The sequence below is a fragment of the Pseudorhodobacter sp. W20_MBD10_FR17 genome, from assembly GCF_052119765.1.
Lineage (GTDB): Bacteria > Pseudomonadota > Alphaproteobacteria > Rhodobacterales > Rhodobacteraceae > Pseudorhodobacter.
This window is the reverse complement of record NZ_JBGQOQ010000001.1, coordinates 78,508-100,009: the sequence shown is the minus strand read 5'-3', so window position 1 is coordinate 100,009 and position 21,502 is coordinate 78,508. Positions and strand designations below refer to the sequence as shown.

The window sequence follows — 21,502 nt, the reverse complement described above, 5'->3', positions numbered from 1 at the left end:
TTAGAAACGGGCTATTGCGCGGCTGCAAATTGCTCCTCTAGGTGATAGCCATCTGCAAAAGCGACGACGACATTGCGGGCTGCATCTGCATCGCCAATTGCAACAGCCGCCCGCAACGCGCGCAGGGCCGAGGCCATTTGTAATTCGGTCAAGCTTTGCTCTTGGGCGCGCAGAATTTTTGGGTGCGGTGTTTTCAAAAGTCGCTCGCCGATCAGCAGTTCTTCATGCAGCTTTTCCCCTGGGCGCAGGCCGGTCACCAAAATAGGGATGTCGCCATTGGGGTGCTCGGCATCGCGCACGGTCAGCCCTGCTTCTTCGATCATCTGCCGCGCCAGATCGCGGATTTTTACGGGTTCGCCCATATCCAGCACAAAAACATCGCCACCACCGCCGCCGTCAGAAAATGATCCGGCCAACAAAACAAGCCCCGCCGCCTCGGCTATTGTCATGAAAAAGCGTGTGACGTCTTCATGGGTCAGGGTTATCGGTTCACCATTTGCGATTTGTGCTTTGAAAAGCGGAATAACTGACCCAGAGGAGCCCAACACATTGCCAAATCGTACCATCGAAAAGTGCGTGCATTTGGAGCGCTTCGCCAAGTCTTGGATAACCAGTTCGGCCAACCGCTTGGACGCCCCCATAATATTCGTCGGGCGCACCGCCTTATCTGTCGAAATCAGCACAAACTTTTCAACGCCGGTCTCGATAGCTGCATCTGCAAGCGTGCGGGTCCCCAAAACATTGTTGGCCAGACCCGCGATTGGGTTCGCCTCAACCAAGGGGACATGCTTGTAGGCGGCAGCGTGAAACACGATATCCACTTGGTGCTGTTTCATAGTCATTCGCACCACGCGGCTATCTGTGACCGAACCAAGTACGGCGACGACGCGCGTTTCTGTGCCTGACATAAGCTTGGTTAACATGCGTTCAATCGTGTAAAGCGCGATTTCGCTTATCTCGAACAGCACAATGCAAGCGGGTTTTGCTGCCAAAAGCTGTTGGCAGAGTGCCGTGCCAACCGAGCCCCCCGCACCGGTTACCAGAACGGTTTTGCCACGATAGGCCTCGCTTGCGAAGGGCATCGACGGTTCAAGCTGTGCACGGCCCAAGAACTTTTCTGGATCAACCGGGGCCAAAGTATCCACCAGCTGTTCAACCCCAACAAGCTGCGCGAACGACGGCACGGACATGACCATCAGGCCCATAGCTTGCAGTTTTCGGGCGATTTTAACCAGCTTCATTCCGGGAATCGACGGCATGGCAAGCAAGACGCGATCAGCGTCAAAGCGTTTGGTCAGATCGGCAATGCGATCAGAGCCGTAGATGGTCAGCCCTCCGACCGACATCGACAACAGCGCTGGGTTGTCATCGATAAAAGCAACGGGCCTGATCGTGTTATGGGTGCGCAATGCGGCAAGCAGCTGCATCCCGGTTCGGCCTGCGCCATAGATCAAAACGCGCTGGCGCTGTTTTCCTGCGCGCAAAATCCACAAAAGCATATGAAGCAACGCAAAACGCGCACCCACAGCCAGCAGGAAGAATATTAACCCGAACAAAATGATGCCCAGACGTGGAAAACTAAGGTTCGACGCCGCGACCACAGCACTGAATGATAGCGTGACCAAAAGGGCCATGACCCCAGTGCGCAAAATGCCCGAGGTTTCATAGGCGTTTAGCTTGATATTCGGCATTCGCAGCGCGATGGTTCCCACCGCGGCTAAAGCCAGCAATGTGATCGCCACCGGCCAGAAGTGCTGAAATATTGCACCCGTTGGAAGGGCTTCGTACAGCAAGATCCAAGCCACTAAATATGCAATCGGCGCAAGCAACATGTCTACCAAGGCCAAGCAGAGCTTTTTTTCCTGTCTGGAAAGCCTGTCTACGAAATGAAAGAGTTGTCGCCTGATCACTGACACGAGTGCCCTCTTAGTGGTAGAATTTTTACCCGACACGCATCAGCGGTGTCTTGTTAAATGTGCCCTGTTTCCGATTGATAATTGGTTAACGCGTGCGCGATCTTTCGCTAAAAAGAGAGTCCAACGTGCGTTAACCTGTTACGAGATTGGTCCCATTTGGCTGTTGTGTGCTGCGGCGCTTTGGGTGACCATTGGGCGCAACATTCAAATAAGGACTCTGCAATGGCGCTACCCCTACTTCTTGCTGTCGGAACCTATGGCAGCGCTGATATCACTGACATGCAGGTCGGGTTTGATGTGATTGCAATGCCAAGTTTGGCGGATTTGCCGAGTATTGATGCGGCCCGTCGCGCGGCGATAAAGGCGGTGGCGTACAAAGGGCACAAAGCCTTTGGCGGCGCCGAGATGGACGCCTTACCCAGCCTGGAAATTATAGCAAATTACGGTGTGGGCTATGATGCGATTGATGTGGTGGCCGCCAGTGCGCGCGGCGTGCGTGTCACCAATACGCTCGATGTTCTGAACGATGATGTTGCCGATTTGGCGGTGGGTATGCTGCTGTCGTTCAACCGCAACATGGTGGCCAATGCTGAATGGTTGGCGCGGGGCGATTGGACAACCAAAGGCGACCCGCCCCTTGCCCGCAAGTTTAGCGGTGGTCGGGCGGGAATTATGGGGCTTGGCCGCATTGGCCGCGAAATCGCAGACCGGTTGGCCGCGTTCAAGATGGAAATTCACTACCATAGTCGCAGCGCTAAAAACACACCCGAAGGCTGGGTTTGGCACGCCACACCGCAGGCCTTAGCCGCCCATTGCGACTATCTGGTCGTGGCGCTTGTTGGGGGCACGGAGACCCAAGGCTACGTGTCGCGTGACGTGATCGCCGCCATGGCCCCCGATGCGGTGATTGCCAATATCTCTCGCGGCTCGACCATAGATGAGCAGGCCTTGCTCGAGGCCTTGGGGACTGGGCGTATTCGCGGTGCGGCATTGGATGTGTTTAGCCGTGAACCGCAGCTTGATCCGCGTTTTATGGGGCTGGCAAATGTGTTTCTTCAGCCGCACCAAGGCTCTGCCACGATCGAGACTCGCAAGGCTATGGCAGCGCTGCAACGTGCCAATATTCACGCCCATTTTGCCGGTACGGCTTTGGCGACACCTGTTAACTGAAGCGGGAAACTTTTCGCACCTGTACCGAGCCGCGACCGTACAACATAATGCAAATGCCGCCCGAAAAACGCTTGCCCCTGCTGCGAATAGCGATTAGACGGCACGAACGGAGTGCGGGCGTAGCTCAGGGGTAGAGCATAACCTTGCCAAGGTTAGGGTCGGGCGTTCGAATCGCCTCGCCCGCTCCAGTTTTGGCAGTCTTAACAAAGACTTACAAAAGGCCGCCTTCGGGCGGCTTTTTTGTTGTTGCCATCTGTTGCCATTTCCATTTCAGCTCATCTGCCAAAACATCGAGGTCCAGCACCGCATTGCGCACTGATTCCGCAGGCATATGCAGGTAGTTTGCTTCGGTGACCCGTGAGTTCGGCGAATGCCCAACCATCTTACGGATAAGCTCCAGCGGTGTCCCACGCAGCCACTGGTAGGACGTGAAAGCCTTACGTCCGAACTTGGCTGTGAACCGCATTGGCTTGCCGAACCGCTGAACTCCAGACTTGATAATGGCCGACTTCAGAGATTTGCGGTAGTTGTCCATCGGCTTGGTTGGGTCTCTGAAGCCTGGAAAGACGTGTGCTTGGTCATGACCAAGCGAAGCCAGGTCACGTGCCAGTCCGTCCCCCATATTCACCTCAAGGTTGCTATGCTCAGTCTTTGGCGTGATTCCATCGATGCTGGTAATTCGGATCAGACCTCGCGGCAGATCGACCTGTTCCCATTTTAGTTTCATTGCCTCGGACGCTCGCAACCCAGTCTCACACATCAATCGGGTCAGCACTCGGTGGCGTAATGGGAGATGCTCCAGAATGCGAAGCAGTTCATCCAACGTCGGCACCTCAGTCTGCACAGGTGGTTCTTTCAGATCGGTGATCTTTGGCCTCTGGGTGATCAGCCGCTTTTCCAGGCACCAGTTCAGCATCAGCCGCAGTTTGCGTACCTCGGTATTGATGGTGACAGCCTTCACACCCTCTTCGCGGCGCTTGCCCTGATAGCCCATGACGGCTGCGTTATCGATCTTGCCCACCTCTGCTTCGCCAAGATGGTCCAGAATGTGGGTCAGGCCATTGAGATCAGTTCGCAGCGATGCAACCTTTTTGTGACCAGCCTTACCCGAGCATTCCCCAGCCTCGGATATCTGTGCAGGCGCAGGATAGTGGCGCAGCTACCGCATCAGCAAAGTTTATGATCGGTGGCTGGGGCTCGTTGATTGGCAAGTGCCTCGAACCGAGAAGTTTGAGCGAAGTCGGTGCCTATATGCGTCCTGCAGGACAGTCGTTGGGACTGGTCGTCGATACACCGTTTCTGGATACGCAGCGACCATTCACCCAACAAATTGAAGCCGTACGCACAGGGCTTTCGGCCATTGATCGAATAAGCCACTGGTGGCGGAGTAACGGGTCGGAATTAGCAATTTGGTATAACACCGCGAAGGAAGCTTGAATGAATATTGATAGCATTATCGCAAACATCACCAAAAGCTCGACGAAGGCGTTATTGGGACAACGCGCCCGCATCTCTGCGAAACTAGGGGCCGACAGTGCCCATCAGAACACTCAAAGCATTCTCGACGCCGTAGATAACGAACTACAGCGTCGGTTCCCGACACCACGAGATGGATGGTCGACGGGAACTCAAGGTGACCCTCGCTATTTTCGCACCGGAGGGACAATTTGTGCGTTGGTGGTCCGTATGGAAACACATGGCCATGCAAAAGGAAGTTATTTGGTCGAGGTGAATGGATCGGCACTAGACGAAACCCCGCGACACATCGCCCAAGCAAGAATTTTAGCGGAGGCTAAGCTCGGGCTCGTGGCACATAACTGAAAATCAGGTCCCATTGGCGGCACCACACCCGTTATGAAACTGAAAATGGCCGCGTGAATTCTACGATCGCACCCCGTTAAAAATGGGGAGATTACCAGGGTAACGATTTGAGCGGGTTCGACCTGACCAAGCCATTTTTTCATTCAGCCGCTGCTGCAACACCCAGGGTGCATTCTGATTTTTTTGCCGAAGCATCCAGTGTCTGTGTGACAAACCCCACTATGGATGCAACCGCAGCCATAGTGCTGGCTGCAATGAATCTTGGATTGATGCATCCGCGCACAAACCCGTAGGGACTAATCCTCTGGATGGCCCATCTGCTCACGGTCTTGACGGTTGTCCTGAAAACCGTGGTCGAGGCTGCTGTAGACATTGATCGGGAACCTGATCATCATTGATAGGATAATGAAAATGCCTGAACAAAAGGGTTGGTCGGTTGGGAAATAACTTTGGGATCGGCCTGTTTTGTTTAGGGGCATTTATCGCCACTGAGACGGCGGCTGGGTGTCCGCAGGAACAAGAACCCTTCACATCCTGCCAGATTGAAGGCCGCAATGCCGAGGTCTTTGTCTGCTTCAACGATCAGGTCGCAACCTATAGTTACGGACCTAATGGGTGAGGAGATCGACTTTGATGAAGTCGTGCCAGGGTCTCAGATGCTGTTGCAAGTCTTATCGGAGGTTGCCCTTGGACAAGACGAGAATGCTTGGGCTCTCTACCATGAATTCGTAAAGCGGCAGCGCGGTGTGAAGCCAAACGATGGCGGGGACCACACGGAAACCAGATGAGCAGCCAATGATTGGTGCATCTTTCGTTGCCAAACCATTGCCAAATTTGCCAAAATGATAAGCAAACCACCCCAATTCACCCCCGTTCGAAGCACATTTGGCATTATTAGACACTCACCCAATCCAATGAAAACAATAGGTTAAGCGAACCAAAATCAGGTTAAAAGATTGCCAAGGTTAGGGTCGGGCGTTCGAATCGCCTCGCCCGCTCCAGTTATACGGGTCTTTTCAAAGACTCCGGAATATGGACGCCTTCGGGCGTCCTTTTCATTTCGTCCCAATCGTAATTCTTGCACGGCTGTTGGGCTGCCCCCCCCCTCGCGTGGTCCAGTTCGAATGCTTTTACATGCTAGGCCGCTGGCCTATCGGCATCTTACTTTCTGGTGCCGACAGTGCCGACCTAACCTGCAGATAGGACGGCTGACGGCTTGCAAAGAACAAAGTATTCAGCAATCGTGCACCCATTGAATTTTGAGCAGTGTCAGAAAACTCTGGGGAGAGACCAACATGAATATCACACGCCGGGCCGCCCTTATGGGCGCAGTCGCCCTTACGCTTGCAACACCTGTATTGGCGCAAACTGCCGCTTGGCCGACCAAGCCTTTGCATGCGTTCGTAGGTTTTCCCGCAGGCTCTTCGCCTGATCTATTGGCGCGAATCGTGACCGAGCCGCTGGCGGCCAAGCTGGGCCAACCCATTGTGATTGAAAACAAACCCGGCGCGGGTGGAGTGATTGGTATTCAGCAAATGCTGAACGCCAAAGACCAAAACTATGCCTTTGGCACCACCATCAACGGCCCGATGACCACGGCGCCGCGTTTGGTGCCAGACCTTGGGTATGATGTTGCCGCCGATATTACGCCGGTCGTGCTGATCGCAACCTCGCCATTGGTGCTGGTTGTGGCGGCAGATTTCGCCGGTACGGATTTAGCAGCCTTTATCGCAGCTGCGGGTGCTGAACCCGAGGCGCTAAGCTATGGCTCGGTCGGCAAAGGCTCGGGCGCGCATTTGACCGCCGAGCTGTTTTCGGACCGTGCGGGCATTGAAATGCTGCATGTGCCCTATACCTCGTATGCCGAGGTGACGACCGCGATCATTGGCCACGAAATTGATGCCGGTTTCATGGCACCTTCGGCGGCGATGCAATATGTACAGGCCGGTACGTTGAAAATCCTCGGGATCACCTCGCTAAAGCCGTTCGACCAGGCGCCGGGCGTGCCGGTTATGGCAGGGCAAGGCGGCTTGCCTGCTGATTTCCGGGCCGAGCTGTGGAACGCGTTTATCGCGCCCGCAGGCACCGATGCGGCGGTTGTGGCCACGCTGAACACCGATTTGAATGCGATCCTTGCCGATGCTGACGTGCAAAAGCGGCTGGCCGATATGGGGTGGCAGGTTGCCGGTGGCACAGCCGAGGAATTGCAGCAGCGCATCACCGACGACACCAAGATCTGGGGGGCCGTGCTCGACCGGATCGACGCAAAGAAGTAACCGATGAAACGCGATATTGCTGATCTGGCCGGTGGCGCGCTTCTTGCCGCCATCGGTGCGTTCGTTGCGGTTTATGCTGTGGCGCATTACGATATCGGCACATTGCGCCGCATGGGGCCGGGTTTTTTTCCGGCCCTTTTGGGGGGGGTGTTGGCGGTGCTGGGGCTGGTGATTGCCCTGCCGGCATGGGCGCGCGGCGCGGCGCCGGTTCATATCGTGTGGAAAGATGCCGCCGCCGTGTTGGCCGCGATCCTTGTGTTTGCGGCGGGTTTGGAACGTGGTGGCCTCGTCTTGGTGACCGCCTCCGCGGTGCTCATAGCTTCCATAGCCGCGCCTGACCGCCGCATCGGCTGGCGGTTTGTGCTGGCGGCTGTTGTAACCGCGCTGTCTGTTTTGATATTTCATTTTGGGTTGCGGATGACTGTTCCGATGTGGCCAGCATGAGCGGCTGGGAAGGCTTTTTGCACGGGCTTAGCGTCGCCTTGCAGCCTGGCGTGCTGATTTACTGCGTGTTTGGCGTAGTTTTGGGCACATTCGTCGGCGTTTTGCCCGGCATTGGCGCGATGGCGACGATCTCGCTGCTGTTGCCAATCACCTATTACCTTAGCCCCGAGGCCGCGCTGATTATGCTGGCGGGGGTGTATTACGGGTCGCAATATGGTGGGGCGGTGGCGTCAATTTTGCTGCGCTTGCCCGGTACGCCGCAATCGGCAGTAACCACGCTGGACGGCTATCCGCTGGCACAACAGGGCCGGGCGGGGGTGGCACTGTTCACCTCGATGACCTCCAGCTTTCTGGGGTCGATGTTTGGCATCATGGTGCTGATCGTGCTGTCAGGCGCTTTATCGCGTGCGGCCACGGCCTTTGGTGCGGCCGATTATGCGGCGATGATGGTGCTTGGCCTCGTGGCCGCGTCTACCATTGGTGCCAAGCATCCGGCCAAAGGGCTGGCGATGGTTGTGCTGGGGCTGATCCTTGGCTGCGTTGGGGTGGATGTGAACTCCGGCGCGCAACGTTTTATCTTTGGTCAGACCGAGCTGATGGACGGCATTAACCTTGTGGCCCTGGCGATGGGCTTGTTTGGCGTGGCCGAAGTGATCGCCAATATCCAAACCGCCGAACGTACTGGCGTGCCGCGCCGCGTTGCCTTGCGTGATCTGCTGCCCAGCCGCGAAGAGCTGCGGCGCATCCCCTTTCCGGCGCTGCGTGGCGCCAGTTTGGGCAGCTTTTTCGGCGCGCTTCCGGGGACTGGGTCAACCATTTCGTCCTTCCTCGCCTATGCCGCCGAGCGCCGCATTTCGCGCCATCCTGAAAAATTCGGTCACGGTGCGATTGAGGGCGTGGCCGCCCCCGAGGCCGCCAATAACGCCGCCGCCATCAGTGCCTTTGTGCCCACGTTGACGCTGGGTATTCCCGGTGATCCGATCATGGCCTTGATGCTGGGGGCGCTGGTTATTCACGGCGTTCAACCCGGCCCGATGATGCTTGAGGCGCGGCCCGATATGTTTTGGGGGCTGATCGCAAGCTTTGGTATTGGCAACCTGTTGTTGCTGGTGCTGAACCTGCCGCTGATCGGGATTTGGGTTTCAATGCTGCGCATTCCGTTCCGCTGGCTCTATCCGGCCATTTTGATTTTCGTCTGCCTTGGTGTCTATTCGGTGCGGGGGGCGGCGTTTGATATCTTTGCTGTCGCAGCCATTGGGGCGATTGGCTATGGGCTGTCGCTCGCGCGTTTTAACCCCGCGCTGTTGCTGCTGGGTTTTGTGCTTGGCCCGTTGATTGAAACCAACCTGCGCCGGGCCTTGCTGATTTCACGCGGCGACCCGATGGTGTTTTTGCAGCGCCCGATTTCAGCGGTGTTTATGGTCGCTATCGTCGCGCTTATTCTAACGTCGGTGGTGCAGGCTGCGCGGCGCCGCAACCGGTAATCGCCACAGCTTGGCGCTGGTTGAAACCTAACAAAAAAGGCGCCCCAAGTTTCGGGGCGCCTTTTGGTTCTTAAAGTCGGCTTAGTGCTTTTTCTTAGGCGGGATCAAATCGGTGATCGTGCCTTCGAACATTTCGGCCGCAAAGTTGATGGTTTCCGACAGGGTCGGGTGGGCATGGATGCTGTGCCCAAGATCAACGGCATCGGCCCCCATCTCAATCGCGACCACGACTTCGGATAGCAGCTCACCAGCGTTGGGGCCAACGATACCCGCACCAATAATGCGGTCATCCACAGGGTCAAAGATCAGCTTTGTAATGCCTTCAGACCGCCCGATAGACAGCGCACGGCCTGACGCAGCCCAAGGGAACACGCCTTTGCCGATCTTCATGCCTTTGGCTTTGGCTTCATTTTCGGTGACGCCAACCCACGCTACCTCGGGGTCTGTATAGGCGACCGAGGGGATGATTTTCGCGTCAAAGAAGCGTGGCAGACCTGCGCAAACCTCGGCGGCAACCTTGCCCTCATGCACGGCTTTGTGCGCAAGCATCGGTTGCCCCACCACATCGCCAATCGCAAAGATATGCGCCTGGCCGGTGCGTTGCTGTTTGTCGACGGCGATAAAGCCGCGGTCATCCACAGCCACGCCAGCAGCCTCGGCATTGATAAACTTGCCATTCGGGCGGCGGCCAACGGCGACCAAAACCTTGTCGAACGTATCGGTGGTGATGGCGCCTTTGTCATCCTCAAACGTCACTTTCAGTCCCGATTTTTGGGCCTCAACTGCCGTCACTTTGGTTTTCAACAAGATTTTTTCATAGCGCCCTGCAATACGGGTGTGCAGCGGTTTCACGATGTCTTTGTCGGCACCCGGAATGATCTGGTCCATCAATTCCACTACGGTGATCTTAGAGCCCAAAGCATCATAAACGCAGGCCATTTCCAGCCCGATAATCCCGCCGCCCAGCACCAACATCCGCTTTGGAATGTCGGCCAGTTCCAGTGCGCCGGTGCTATCGATCACCCGTGGGTCATCTTTCGGCAAGAACGGCAGCGCCACAGGTTCAGACCCCGCAGCAATGATGCAATTGTCAAAGCTGACGGTCTTTTTGCCATCCGGCCCGTCGACCTCAATCATCTTTGGGCCGGTGAACTTGCCATAGCCATTCACCACCGTCACCTTGCGCGCCTTGGCAAGGCCCGAAAGCCCGCCTGTCAGCTTGGTCACGACTGATGCTTTCCAGCCGCGCAGGGTATCAAGGTCAATTTTGGGCTTGGCGAATGTCACGCCATGACCACCCATTTCCTCGGCCTCGGTGATCACCTTGGCCGCGTGCAGCAGCGCTTTGGACGGAATACAGCCCACGTTCAGGCAGACGCCGCCGAGGTTGTCATCCTTTTCGATCAGCACCACGGATTTACCCAAATCCGCCGCACGGAACGCCGCAGTATAGCCGCCGGGGCCAGAGCCGAGAACAACCAGTTCGGCGTGAATATCACCTTTGCCCGTTGCCGCACCTGTTGGCGCAACGGTCGTCGGTGCAGCAGGGGCCGCCGCCACCGGGGCTGCCGCTGGTTTTTCGCCCGCAGCACTTTCCAGATCAATAATCACCGTGCCTTGCGACACCCGATCACCGACATTCACGCGAATGGCGGTGATTTTACCTGCCGCAGGCGACGGCACCTCTAGCGTGGCTTTGTCGGATTCCAGCTCCAGCAGCGGGTCTTCCTTGGCCACGGTATCACCGACCGCGACCAAGATTGTGATCACCGGAACGTCTTTGAAATCACCAATATCAGGGACTTGAATTTCCATATCCAGCGCCCCCTTACAACATCAACCGGCGCACATCGCCGAGCAGATGTTTCAGCGATGCGTTGAACCGTGCGCCCAAAGCGCCGTCAATGGCGCGGTGGTCAAACGACAGCGCCAAGGGCTGCATCAGGCGCGGTACAAATTCAGACCCGTTCCAAACCGGCGAGATTTTTGCGCGCACCAAGCCCAGAATGGCCACTTCGGGTGCGTTGACGATCGGGGTAAAGCCGGTGCCACCAATCCCGCCAAGGGATGAGATGGTAAAGGTCGCGCCTTGCATATCCGGCCCCTTCAGCTTGCCATCACGCGCTTGCGCCGACAAGCTGCCGAGCTCTTTGGAGATTTGGATGATCCCTTTGCGGTCGGCATCTTTGATCACCGGAACCATCAGGCCTTGGGGCGTGTCAGCCGCAAAACCGATGTTGTAAAAGTTCTTTTTGATCAACTTGTCGCCGTCTGGATGCAGCGAGGAGTTAACCTCCCAATGCTCTTTCAACGCCGAAACGCAGGCCTTGATGACAAAGGACAGCAAGGTCACGCGGTAACCATCGGCCTTGGCAGCGGTGTCGAGTTCCTTGCGGTAGGCGTCTAGCTCGGTGATGTCGGCTTCCTCGGACACCGTCACATGCGGGATGTTCAGCCAAGCACGGTGCAGCGCAGGGCCAGACAGTTTCTTGATGCGGGGCATTTCCACATCTTCAACAGGCCCGAATTTTGAGAAATCGACCACAGGAATTGGGGGAATGCCCATCCCACCCGAGGCTGCGGCCGCAGCAGGGGCAGCCGTTTTCTTAAAGCCCGCAGTGATGTCTTCGCGCAAGATACGGCCCTTGCGGCCCGACCCGTTAACAGCGGCCAGATCAATACCCAACTGCCGTGCAAAGGCACGGATCGAGGGCGAGGCATGCGCTTTGCCAAAGCCACTATCAACCACAGCCGCAGCGGGTGCCGCCGCTGGCGCAGGTGCCGCCACTGGAGCCGCAGCAACAGGGGCAGCAGCAGGCGCTGCCGCCTCACCCGAGGCTTCCATCATCAAAATAACCGACCCCATGGAAACCTTATCGCCTTCTTTTACGCGGATTTCCGTGATTTTACCGGCAGCCGAGGATGGCACCTCTAGCGTCGCCTTGTCGGACTCAAGTTCGATCAAAGTGTCTTCTTTGGCGACAACATCGCCAACGCTGACCAAAACAGTGATCACGGGAACATCTTTAAAGTCGCCGATGTCTGGGACTTGGATTTCAATAGCCATAATGTTTTCTCCTTTGCGTCCCGATCAAACCAAACGGGGGTTCGGCTTGGCGCCGTCAATGTCATATTTCTTTAACGCGGCCGTCAGCGTTTTCTCATCAATCGTGCCGTCGCGGTACAGATCGACCATGGCGGCGGCGGCGATATGGTTCGCATCCACCTCAAAGAACCGGCGCAGGTTTACGCGGCTATCCGACCGCCCGTACCCATCCGTTCCCAACACGGTAAACCGGCCCGGCACAAAGGCGCGGATCTGCTCGGCATAGTTTTTCATGTAGTCTGTGGCCGCGATGATCGGGCCTGTTGCGCCCTCAAGCACTTGCGTCACGTAGGGTACCTTTTGGTCACCTAGCGGGTTCAAACGGTTGTGGCGCGCGGCATCTTGGCCATCGCGGGCCAGCTCATTAAGGCTGGTTGCGGACCAGATATCCGAGGTGACACCAAAGTCGGCCAGCAGCAAATCTGCCGCCTTCATCGCCTGCACCAAAATGGTGCCCGAACCCAACAGGTTGACGTGTGCCTTGGCCGGTTTGGTTTTCTTCAACCGGTAGAGGCCTTTGATAATGCCCTCTTCCGAACCCGCAGGCATTTCAGGATGCACATAGTTTTCGTTCATCAAGGTCAGGTAGAAATACACATCTTCCTGCGCTTTGCCGTACATCCGTTCCATCCCGTGATGGATCAGTACCGCCACCTCATGCTGGAAGGTCGGGTCATAGGTGATGCAGTTCGGTATGGTCGACGCCAGAATATGGCTGTGACCGTCCTCATGCTGCAAACCTTCGCCGTTCAGCGTGGTACGCCCTGCGGTGCCGCCCAGCATAAAGCCACGCGCACGACTGTCGCCCGCCGCCCAAGCCAAGTCGCCGATGCGTTGGAAGCCGAACATCGAGTAATAGATGAAGAAAGGCACCATTTGGACGCCGTGGTTGGCATAGGACGTCGCCGCCGCAATCCAGTCGGCCATAGCGCCGGCCTCGTTGATGCCCTCTTGCAAAACCTGCCCAGACTCGGACTCGCGGTAATACATCATCTGATCGGCGTCTTCGGGGGTATAATGCTGGCCCAGCGGGTTATAGATGCCGACCGAGCGGAACAGCCCTTCCATTCCAAAGGTGCGGGACTCATCCGGCACAATCGGCACCACGTTTTTGCCCATATTCTTATCGCGCAGCAGCGTGGTCAGAATGCGGACAAAGGCCATAGTGGTCGAAATCTCACGGTCGCCCGACGATTCCAACTGTGCCTTAAACGCGGTCAGTGGTGGAAGTTCCAGCTTGGGCGTGTCTTTCCACGTCCGCTGCGGGAACGGCCCGCCAAGTTCTTGCCGGCGCTCGGCCAAATAGGCCTTTTGCGCGTTGTTCAGTTTAACAAACGGTGCCTTTGGCAGGTCTTCGTCGCTAACCGGAATTTTGAAACGGTCACGGAAGGCGCGCAGCTGATCTTCGGCCAGTTTCTTTTGCTGGTGGGTGGTGTTCTGGCCTTCGCCAGCGGTACCCATGCCATAACCTTTGACAGTTTTTACCAGCAAACAGGTCGGTTGACCCTTAACCTCGGTCGCGTGTTTGAACGCGCCATAGACCTTTTCAGGGTCATGCCCACCACGGCGCAAAGCCCAGATTTGATCATCGGTCCAATCGGCCACCAAAGCTGCTGTCTCGGGGTATTTGCCAAAGAAATTCTTGCGAATATAAGCACCATCTTTGGATTTAAACGTCTGATAATCACCGTCAACGGTTTCTTCCATCAACTGGCGCAAACGGCCGGTCGTGTCTTTTTCCAGCAGCTCTTCCCAGCCCTTGCCCCACAGCAGTTTAACCACTTCCCAGCCCGCGCCACGGAACTCGCCCTCAAGCTCTTGGACAATTTTGCCGTTGCCGCGCACAGGGCCGTCCAGCCGCTGCAAGTTGCAGTTGACGACGAAAATCAGGTTGTCCAACTTTTCACGCGCCGCCAAGGAAATGGCACCCAACGACTCTGGCTCGTCCATCTCGCCATCACCAAGGAAGCACCAAACCTTGCGGTCGGCCATGTCGATATGGCCGCGGTTGTGCATGTATTTCATGAACCGCGCCTGATAGATCGCCATCAACGGGCCAAGGCCCATCGAAACCGTCGGGAACTGCCAGTAATCGGGCATCAGCCACGGGTGCGGATAGGACGACAGGCCCTTGCCATCAACTTCCGACCGGAAGTTGACCAGCGTTTCCTCATCAATCCGGCCTTCCATGAACGAGCGCGCGTAAATCCCCGGCACCACATGGCCTTGGAAAAACACCAGATCGCCGCCATGAATCGCCGATTTGGAGCGCCAGAAGTGGTTCAACCCGATGTCATACATCACCGCCGCAGAGGCAAATGACGCAATATGCCCGCCGTATTCGCTGCTTTCCTTGTTGCGCCGCACAACCGTTGCCATCGCATTCCAGCGGTTGATCGTGCGAATGCGCCATTCCATCTCCAGATCGCCCGGGAAATCGGGCAAATCATCGCTGGTCAGCGTGTTTTGGTAGGGCGTGGTGGCCGAAAACGGCAAGCTTGCCCCCGCCGCACGCGCCTGTTGCACGGCCTTATCCAGCAAGAAATGCGCGCGGTTGGCACCGTCCCGCTCAATCACATCCGCTATGGCATCTTGCCATTCTTGGGTTTCAATCGCGTCAATATCGTTTGGCAGTTCAGGCATTCAGGCAATCTCCAGAATGGGTAGGTAAAAAAGAAGGGGCGAGGGGGGGGGCTAACGGTTTGTTCGAAACCGTAACGCCAACAACAGGCGCGGTGCAGTTTCAAGACTGTGCCTTACCGATAAGACGCGCATCTTGATGGCGTGGATACTGCTGTTTTGCATTAGCGTCATATAGAAAGGATATCCTTGGGCGGAAACCGGCGGGCGAAAATCTGCGATTCGGTCGTTTTGGCGTGTGATGACACGCTTGGTCTTTGCTTGGTGCGGGTTTCAACTTTCCTAAGAATTAGCTTGTGGTAGCGCTATCTTAGGTGATGATAACCATATTGCTTGGCTTGGCAATGTAGGTTTTGGCGTTGCTTAATGATTCCGCGTTTAGCCTTGTTGCGATTGAAAATCATGCAATCTGCCGTTTGGGGGCTCTGGGCCAAACAACGGCCCAGAGCAGATTTTCAGGCTTTAATCATAAAGCGATGGCAGCCAAAGCGAGAACTGTGGAACAAAAGTGACCAGCAACAAGGCGGCCAAAATCGCAAGGTAAAATGGCCAGATTGTCTTTAGCGCTTGTTCAATTTTGATCTTGCCCACGGCACAGCCTACGAACAAGCAGGTGCCCACAGGTGGCGTACACAGCCCAAGGCCAAGGTTGATAAGCATCATGATACCAAACTGTGTCGGGTCCATTCCAAGACCTTTGGCGATTGGCAAAAAGATCGGAGTACAGATCAAGATAAGCGCGGCCATGTCCATGATCATGCCAAGGATCAACAGGATAACGTTGATCATCAACAAGATGATAATCGGGTTATCCGAGATCGACACCAACAAGTTGCTCAGCTCGGCAGGCACTTGGTACAGCGCCAGCAAATAGGCGAAAGAGCTGGCAAAGGCGATCAGGATCATCACCATCGACGTGGTCCGCACAGCGCCCGTGACCGACCGCATAAACGCATCCCAGCTAAGGCTGCGATAATAGAACTTGGTCAATAGCACCGCGTAAATCGCACCGAACGCACCGGATTCCGTTACCGTGAATACGCCAGACAGCGTACCGCCAACGATGATGACTGCAGTCATAAAGCCGGGTAGCGCATCAACCGAACTGCGCGCAACCTCGCCCCAACCGGGAAAGGGCTCGGCCGGGTATTTGTGTTTAATCGACAGGATGTAAGCAGCGATTGCAATGCAAACGCACATCAAAATGCCCGGGATAACACCTGCCAAAAACAGCTTTGATACCGAAATGCCGCCACCGGCAGCCACAGCAAAGATGATCATGTTGTGGCTGGGCGGAATAACAATGCCGGCGATCGAAGAGGTTACCGTCACGTTCACGGCAAAATCGGGGCGATAGCCGCGTTCTTTCATCACAGGGATCAGCAGTGATCCAAGTGCCGAAATATCGGCCACAGCCGAACCGGAAATGCCGCCAAACAACATGCTGGAAAAGATGTTGACCATCGCCAAACCACCTTTGAAGTGGCCGACCAAGGCAGATGCCAGCTTAACCAACCGCTGGGCGATACCGCCGTGCAACATGATTTCGCCCGCGAAAACAAAGAACGGAATCGCCAAAAGCGAAAACACCGACACGCCCGCAGTTGCCCGCTGAAACGTGATAAGCATTGGAAAGCCTTCGTACCAAAAGGCCGCCGCAGCCGCGATGCCCATGGCGAATGCGACCGGGGCACCGACGATAACGCCAACCCCGAAAACGCAAAGCAAAATTGCCAAACCCATGTTCAAGCTTCCTTTTCGTCAGTCGAGGGAACCCAGTCCCGAAATGTCAGAATACGCAAAATCGCCCGCGAGCCCGCAAACAGCAGGACCAACGCGCCGCAAGACGTGATGGCCAGCGTGCGAAAGCTTTCAGGGATGTTCAGCATTGGCAGCATCGTCGCCCAACCGAATTTCATCAGGGCGATACCGGCGATCAACATGCTTGCCCCAAAGACGGCAATGATCGCGTCGATAACAATCATCGTAACTTTTTGCAGCCCTTCAGGCACAATGTCGCGAAACAGCGTCACGCCGATATGGGTGTCTTCATGCACGCCCGCGGCGGCCCCAAGAAAGGTGATGTAGCAAATCAAGAGCAAGGCCAGCTGTTCAACCCAAGTCGGCGTTACGTTCAGAACATAACGTCCAAAAACCAACCAGCCAAAGGTAGCGATCAGCACGACCAACGAGACGGATGCGATGAAAAAGCAAAGGCTGCTTATTTTATCTAAGAAGAATTTAACGTTTTGCACGAGAGGCGAAGTGTTTGTCATTATTACACCCGAATTTCTAAATGGGCCTATGCTGCGTGGCAAAAGGCCCGCCGTGTTAACAGCGGGCCTCTCACAAGTTGCGATCGATTAGTCCGCGTTGCGGATCATATCAACCAGACCAGCTTGGGCTGGGTTGTCAGCAATGAATTTTTCGTAAACCGGCGCCATAGCAGCCTGGAATGGGCCTTTGTCAGCGATAGTGTTTACTTCAGTGCCGCCAGCTTTCACTTTTTCCATGCTCGCTGCTTCACGTGCCTGCCACAGTTCACGCTGCAAAAGCGCGCTTGTGTGACCAGCTTTCATCACGATGGTCTGCTGTTCAGGTGTCAGCTTGTCCCAAGTCGCTTTGGCCATGCACAGGCACTCGGGGATGATCAGGTGCTCGGTCAAGGAATAGTACTTGGCCACTTCAAAGTGGTTGGTCGACTCGTAGGATGGCGGGTTGTTTTCCGCACCGTCTACAACGCCGGTTTTGATCGACTGGTACACTTCGCCGAATGCCATTGGCGTGGCGTTGCCCTTCATCGCTTCAACCATCATCACGAACAAATCGTTGCTCATCACGCGGATTTTCAGGCCTGTTACGTCGTCAGGCGTGTTGATCGGGTGCTGCGAGTTATAGAACGAGCGCGCGCCGGCATCATACCAACCAAGTGGCACCATGCCCTTGGCGATCATGCCTTCGCCGATCGCTTTGCCAACATCGCCGTCCATCAGTTTGTACATCTGCGGGATGCTTTTAAAGATGAAAGGTAAGGAAACCACGTTGGTTTCAGGGATCGCTTGGCCCATTGGCCCAAGGCTAAATTCACCGAAATCGATCGCGCCAAGACGCACTTGTTCAATCGCATCGGGCTGGTCACCCAGAACGCCGTTGTTATAAACTTTGCCGGTAATCGCACCGCCAGTTTTTTCGGTCACTTCCTTAAGGAACGATTCCATCGCGATCGAAACCGGATAGTCGTCTACGTGGATGTTCCAGCCGCGCAGGTCTGTCGCACCCGAGGCGGTGGCAACAAGGCTAACACTCAGCGCAGCGCCTGCTGCAACTGCATTGATCTTCTTAAAAAACGTCATAACGATCCTCCCTGATCTTCTGTTGTTCTGTGCGTGTCGTTCGTCCGAGCATCCTTTGATTGGCATTCCTCAGAGGAATCGACCGCTGATTTCGCGTATTCTAGTATGCCAGATTAACAAATATTGTCAAACACCACATTCCCGCTTTGGCCATTTATTTTTGTGGGCTGCACAGTTTTCAAAGCCTAATGGCTGATTTCCGTGCCGTATAGCCTTGATTGCGCGGTGCCTGAAAAAAGATTGCGGCGCCCGAAGGCGCCGCAAATCCGTTTATCTAAATGACCCAGGCATCAGCAGTTTTGGCAGCCACAGCACGATTTCGGGGAATATGATAATCAGAAGTAATATCATAAGCATAGGGATCAAAATGATGACGACATCTCGCATCACCTGCATCACGTTCATGCCACCAATCGCGGCTGATATCAGCAAACAGAGCCCGTAAGGCGGCGTCACCAACCCAAAGGCCAAAGACACAATCCCGATGATTGCAAAGCTAACAGGCTCAATCCCGGCGGCTTGGGCGACGGGCATCAAAACCGTGCCCAAAATGATGATCGTGGGGATCGCATCGATGAACAGGCCGAAAAACAAGAACAGCGCTGCAATCATCAAACCCGTGCCCAACGGGCCAAATTGGGTGGCGGTCATCGCGGTTACGATCAGCCGTGGCACGTTGTAAAACGACAGCATCCAGCCAAAGGCCGAGGCCGTGCCAATCGCAAACAAGGAAATCGACGCGAACCGCCCCGTGTCATACAAAATTGCCCCCAGATCGCGGACCGTAACGGTGCGGTACACGAACATCCCCAAAATCAGCGCGTAACCGGCCGCGATAATCGCGCTTTCGGTTGGCGTTACGATGCCGCCCACAATGCCGCCAATGACCAAGATCGGCGTGAACATCGCCAGTGCTGCGCCTTTCAGAGCGTGCCAAAACTCGGCAAATGTTGGGGTGCCAGCGGTGGGATAGTTGTAAACCTTGGCATAGCCGTAGACGGTGGCCATCAACGACAGGCCAATCAGAATCCCCGGAATAGCGCCGCCCAAGAACAGCGCACCCACGGAAACCTGCATCACGCCGCCCCAAACCACCATCAGAATGCTGGGCGGAATGATTACCCCCATCACCGAGGAACAGGCTGTAATCGCAATGGAAAAGCGGGTGTCATAACCTTCTTTGACCATCGCCGGGATCAAAATCTTGCCACAGCCCGCCGCATCGGCGGTAGAGGAGCCCGAAATCCCTGCAAACAGCATTGAAACGGCTACGTTCACATGGCCCAGACCGCCGGGCATCCAGCCTGTCAGCACGCGCGCCAGCTCAATCAACTTATCCGTTACCTTGCCCGAGTTCATAAGGTTCGCTGCCAGCAAAAAGAAGGGCACGGCCAGCAGAATGAACGAGTTATAAGACTGAAACATCCGGTCGATAATGATGAACGGCGTCAGGCGCATATCAAGCATCACAATCGGGATCGTCGCAATCCCCAAGGCAAAGGCCACCGGCACGCGGATCGCGACCAGAAAGATAAACCCGCCCACCAGAATTGAGCAGGCCATAATAGTGGAAACGATCATACGAAATCTCCCCGCGTTTTGCGGTATGTTACAATGGCCTCATACAGCCGATAGCCCGCAAACAGCGTCCAAACCACGCCGGCAATGGGAACAGAAATAAAGGTGACCATCAGGTTGGCGCGCATCATGACCGAGTTTTGGATGCTCCCAAATTTGGCATAATCAATGCCATACCAAGCAAAGAGCACCGCAAAAATAAGGATCAGCACCAGCACAACCCCGTTTTGCAGCAAAATCATCAAGGGCCGCTTGGCGTCGGGCGTTACCCGTACGTCAAAATGAATGCCATCCCAAACCGCGACCATGGCCCCGATCATCACGACCCAAACAAAGATAAAGGTCGAAAGCTCTTCGGTCCAAAGATAGGTCGGGATGACCCCCGTATAGCGCGAAATCACCTGCATCGCGACGGGGATTGCAAGCGACCCCATCAGTACCGCCAGCAAAACGCGCAGTAAATTCGCAAACTTGTCTAAGACAACGCCCATTAACGCCCCCGAAATCTAATGCCCAAAACGCGAAAAACCCCGGGGCAGCCTGCGCCGCCCCGGGGAAATTGGCTTTATTACTTCGCGCGGATTGCGTTCAAAAGGTCGGTCGCGCCCAGCTCGGCTGCATAAGCATCCTGCACAGGGACAACCATTTTCAGCATCTCATCGCGGCCCTCAAACGGGATCGCTGTGATTTGCTTGGCATCCACCATCTGTTGCAGCTTTTCGCCATCTTCGCGCGATTCCAGCTCACGGCCAAACTCGCCTGCTTCTTTACCAGCTTTCAACACAGCGGTTTGCAGCGCCTCTGGCAATGCGCGGAAGGTTTTGCCGCTCATGACAATCGGGCGCACGGTGATCGCGTGCTGGGTCAGGGTCAGGTATGGCGCCACTTCATAGAACTTCAGGTTCTGAATGCTGGCGGCCTCATTCTCAAAGCCTTGGATAACGCCGGTCTGGATCGCGTTATACACTTCGTTATAGGCAATCGCCGAAGGGGCCGCAGTCAGGGCCGCAAAGATTTGTGCCTGAATAGGGGCACCCATCACGCGCATCCGAAAACCGTTCAGCTCGGCCATGTTGTGGATAGGCGCTGCCGACAGGATGTTGCGAACGCCGCCGCCATTGTAACCGACGATCTTGATGTCGGCTTTTTCCAGCAGCTCTGCCTCAAGCGGGGCCAAAACATCGCTGGACAGAACCGCGTTCCAATGGTCCAGATCACGGAACAGGAATGGCATATCCATCAACGGGATAGAGGGCGAGAAAACCGCCATGTTCGATGGCGCAAGGATTGTATAATCCACCGCGACGCCTTGGTTCAGGTAGGTCACATAATCGGACTCTACGCCCAGCTCGCCGTTCAGGCGCAAATCAAACGTCACATCGCCGTCATAGTTTTCTTTGACCAAGTCCGCGAATTTCCGCAGCGTTTTGGTATAGGCGTGGTTTTCGTCAAACATGCTCGCGCCGCGCAGCGTGGTTTGTGCGCTTGCTGTGCTTGCCAGCAAGCTGGTCGCCACAACGGCACCCGACAGCAAGGTGATGGTTTTCTTGAAAATAGACATGGTCGTCCTCCCTAAGCTGGGCCTTTCCCCGCTGGGTGGCCCTTAACTGGCGGCATTAAGGTGTATATATTTGTTACAAGTCAACGGAAATTTGGATATTTTTGTTAAAAACATTATCCGCTATTAGGCTGGAATGGGGTTAAAAACGAACAA

Annotated in this window: 16 protein-coding genes and 1 tRNA gene; 6 read left to right on the top strand and 11 right to left on the bottom strand. The window is 55.6% G+C overall.

Going from position 1 to position 21,502, the window contains the following annotated elements; translation table 11 throughout:
• Positions 1–11 precede the first annotated feature (11 nt).
• The gene (locus tag ACEN2J_RS00540) at positions 12–1,907 is read right to left on the bottom strand and encodes a polysaccharide biosynthesis protein (protein ID WP_442102685.1); all 1,896 of its coding nucleotides are present in this window, start codon (positions 1,905–1,907) and stop codon (positions 12–14) included.
• 231 nt (positions 1,908–2,138) lie between these two features.
• Here ACEN2J_RS00540 and ACEN2J_RS00535 point away from each other — a divergent pair, with 231 nt between their 5' ends.
• Both ACEN2J_RS00535 and ACEN2J_RS00530 read left to right on the top strand, forming a co-directional pair.
• Positions 2,139–3,086, top strand: a complete 948-nt coding sequence (locus ACEN2J_RS00535; RefSeq protein WP_442102385.1) for a 2-hydroxyacid dehydrogenase — start codon at positions 2,139–2,141, stop codon at positions 3,084–3,086.
• Positions 3,087–3,199: 113 nt separating this feature from the next.
• A tRNA-Gly gene (locus ACEN2J_RS00530) sits at positions 3,200–3,274 on the top strand.
• A gap of 23 nt (positions 3,275–3,297) precedes the next feature.
• Here the strand turns inward: ACEN2J_RS00530 and ACEN2J_RS00525 are convergent.
• Positions 3,298–4,107 (bottom strand): tyrosine-type recombinase/integrase, encoded by an 810-nt coding sequence (locus ACEN2J_RS00525; protein WP_442102383.1) that lies wholly within the window; start codon positions 4,105–4,107, stop codon positions 3,298–3,300.
• A 416-nt stretch (positions 4,108–4,523) separates the two neighbouring features.
• Here ACEN2J_RS00525 and ACEN2J_RS00520 point away from each other — a divergent pair, with 416 nt between their 5' ends.
• From ACEN2J_RS00520 to ACEN2J_RS00505, 4 genes are all read left to right on the top strand, one after another.
• Positions 4,524–4,907, top strand: coding sequence for a hypothetical protein (locus ACEN2J_RS00520; protein WP_442102381.1), 384 nt, complete (start codon positions 4,524–4,526; stop codon positions 4,905–4,907).
• 1,295 nt (positions 4,908–6,202) lie between these two features.
• Positions 6,203–7,183, top strand: coding sequence for a Bug family tripartite tricarboxylate transporter substrate binding protein (locus ACEN2J_RS00515; protein WP_442102380.1), 981 nt, complete (start codon positions 6,203–6,205; stop codon positions 7,181–7,183).
• 3 nt (positions 7,184–7,186) lie between these two features.
• On the top strand, positions 7,187–7,627 hold the full coding sequence (locus ACEN2J_RS00510) for a tripartite tricarboxylate transporter TctB family protein (RefSeq protein ID WP_442102379.1): 441 nt from the start codon (positions 7,187–7,189) through the stop codon (positions 7,625–7,627).
• Entirely contained in the window at positions 7,624–9,111 is a 1,488-nt protein-coding gene (locus tag ACEN2J_RS00505) for a tripartite tricarboxylate transporter permease (RefSeq protein WP_442102377.1), read from the top strand. Before ACEN2J_RS00510 ends, ACEN2J_RS00505 begins: the two co-directional genes overlap by 4 nt.
• A gap of 81 nt (positions 9,112–9,192) precedes the next feature.
• Here the strand turns inward: ACEN2J_RS00505 and lpdA are convergent, their stop codons facing one another.
• From lpdA to ACEN2J_RS00460, 9 genes are all read right to left on the bottom strand, one after another.
• Positions 9,193–10,926, bottom strand: a complete 1,734-nt coding sequence (gene lpdA / locus ACEN2J_RS00500; RefSeq protein WP_442102376.1) for a dihydrolipoyl dehydrogenase — start codon at positions 10,924–10,926, stop codon at positions 9,193–9,195.
• 13 nt (positions 10,927–10,939) lie between these two features.
• Positions 10,940–12,178, bottom strand: coding sequence for a 2-oxo acid dehydrogenase subunit E2 (locus ACEN2J_RS00495; RefSeq protein WP_442102374.1), 1,239 nt, complete (start codon positions 12,176–12,178; stop codon positions 10,940–10,942).
• Between the two features lie 24 nt (positions 12,179–12,202).
• Complete coding sequence (gene aceE / locus ACEN2J_RS00490; protein ID WP_442102373.1) at positions 12,203–14,860, bottom strand: pyruvate dehydrogenase (acetyl-transferring), homodimeric type; 2,658 nt, start codon at positions 14,858–14,860, stop codon at positions 12,203–12,205.
• A 459-nt stretch (positions 14,861–15,319) separates the two neighbouring features.
• Positions 15,320–16,600 (bottom strand): TRAP transporter large permease, encoded by a 1,281-nt coding sequence (locus ACEN2J_RS00485; protein WP_442102371.1) that lies wholly within the window; start codon positions 16,598–16,600, stop codon positions 15,320–15,322.
• Between the two features lie 2 nt (positions 16,601–16,602).
• A complete protein-coding gene (locus ACEN2J_RS00480) occupies positions 16,603–17,133 on the bottom strand; it encodes a TRAP transporter small permease (RefSeq protein ID WP_442102370.1) in 531 nt (176 codons plus the stop codon).
• A gap of 87 nt (positions 17,134–17,220) precedes the next feature.
• Positions 17,221–18,210 (bottom strand): TRAP transporter substrate-binding protein, encoded by a 990-nt coding sequence (locus ACEN2J_RS00475; protein ID WP_442102369.1) that lies wholly within the window; start codon positions 18,208–18,210, stop codon positions 17,221–17,223.
• A gap of 270 nt (positions 18,211–18,480) precedes the next feature.
• A complete protein-coding gene (locus ACEN2J_RS00470) occupies positions 18,481–19,791 on the bottom strand; it encodes a TRAP transporter large permease (RefSeq protein ID WP_442102368.1) in 1,311 nt (436 codons plus the stop codon).
• Positions 19,788–20,279: a TRAP transporter small permease gene (locus ACEN2J_RS00465; RefSeq protein ID WP_442102367.1), complete on the bottom strand. Its 492-nt coding sequence runs from the start codon at positions 20,277–20,279 to the stop codon at positions 19,788–19,790. The genes ACEN2J_RS00470 and ACEN2J_RS00465 overlap by 4 nt, the downstream gene beginning before the upstream one ends.
• A gap of 77 nt (positions 20,280–20,356) precedes the next feature.
• Positions 20,357–21,349 carry a TRAP transporter substrate-binding protein gene (locus ACEN2J_RS00460; protein ID WP_442102366.1) on the bottom strand — a complete coding sequence of 331 codons (993 nt, stop codon included), beginning with the start codon at positions 21,347–21,349 and terminating at the stop codon, positions 20,357–20,359.
• Positions 21,350–21,502 lie beyond the last annotated feature (153 nt).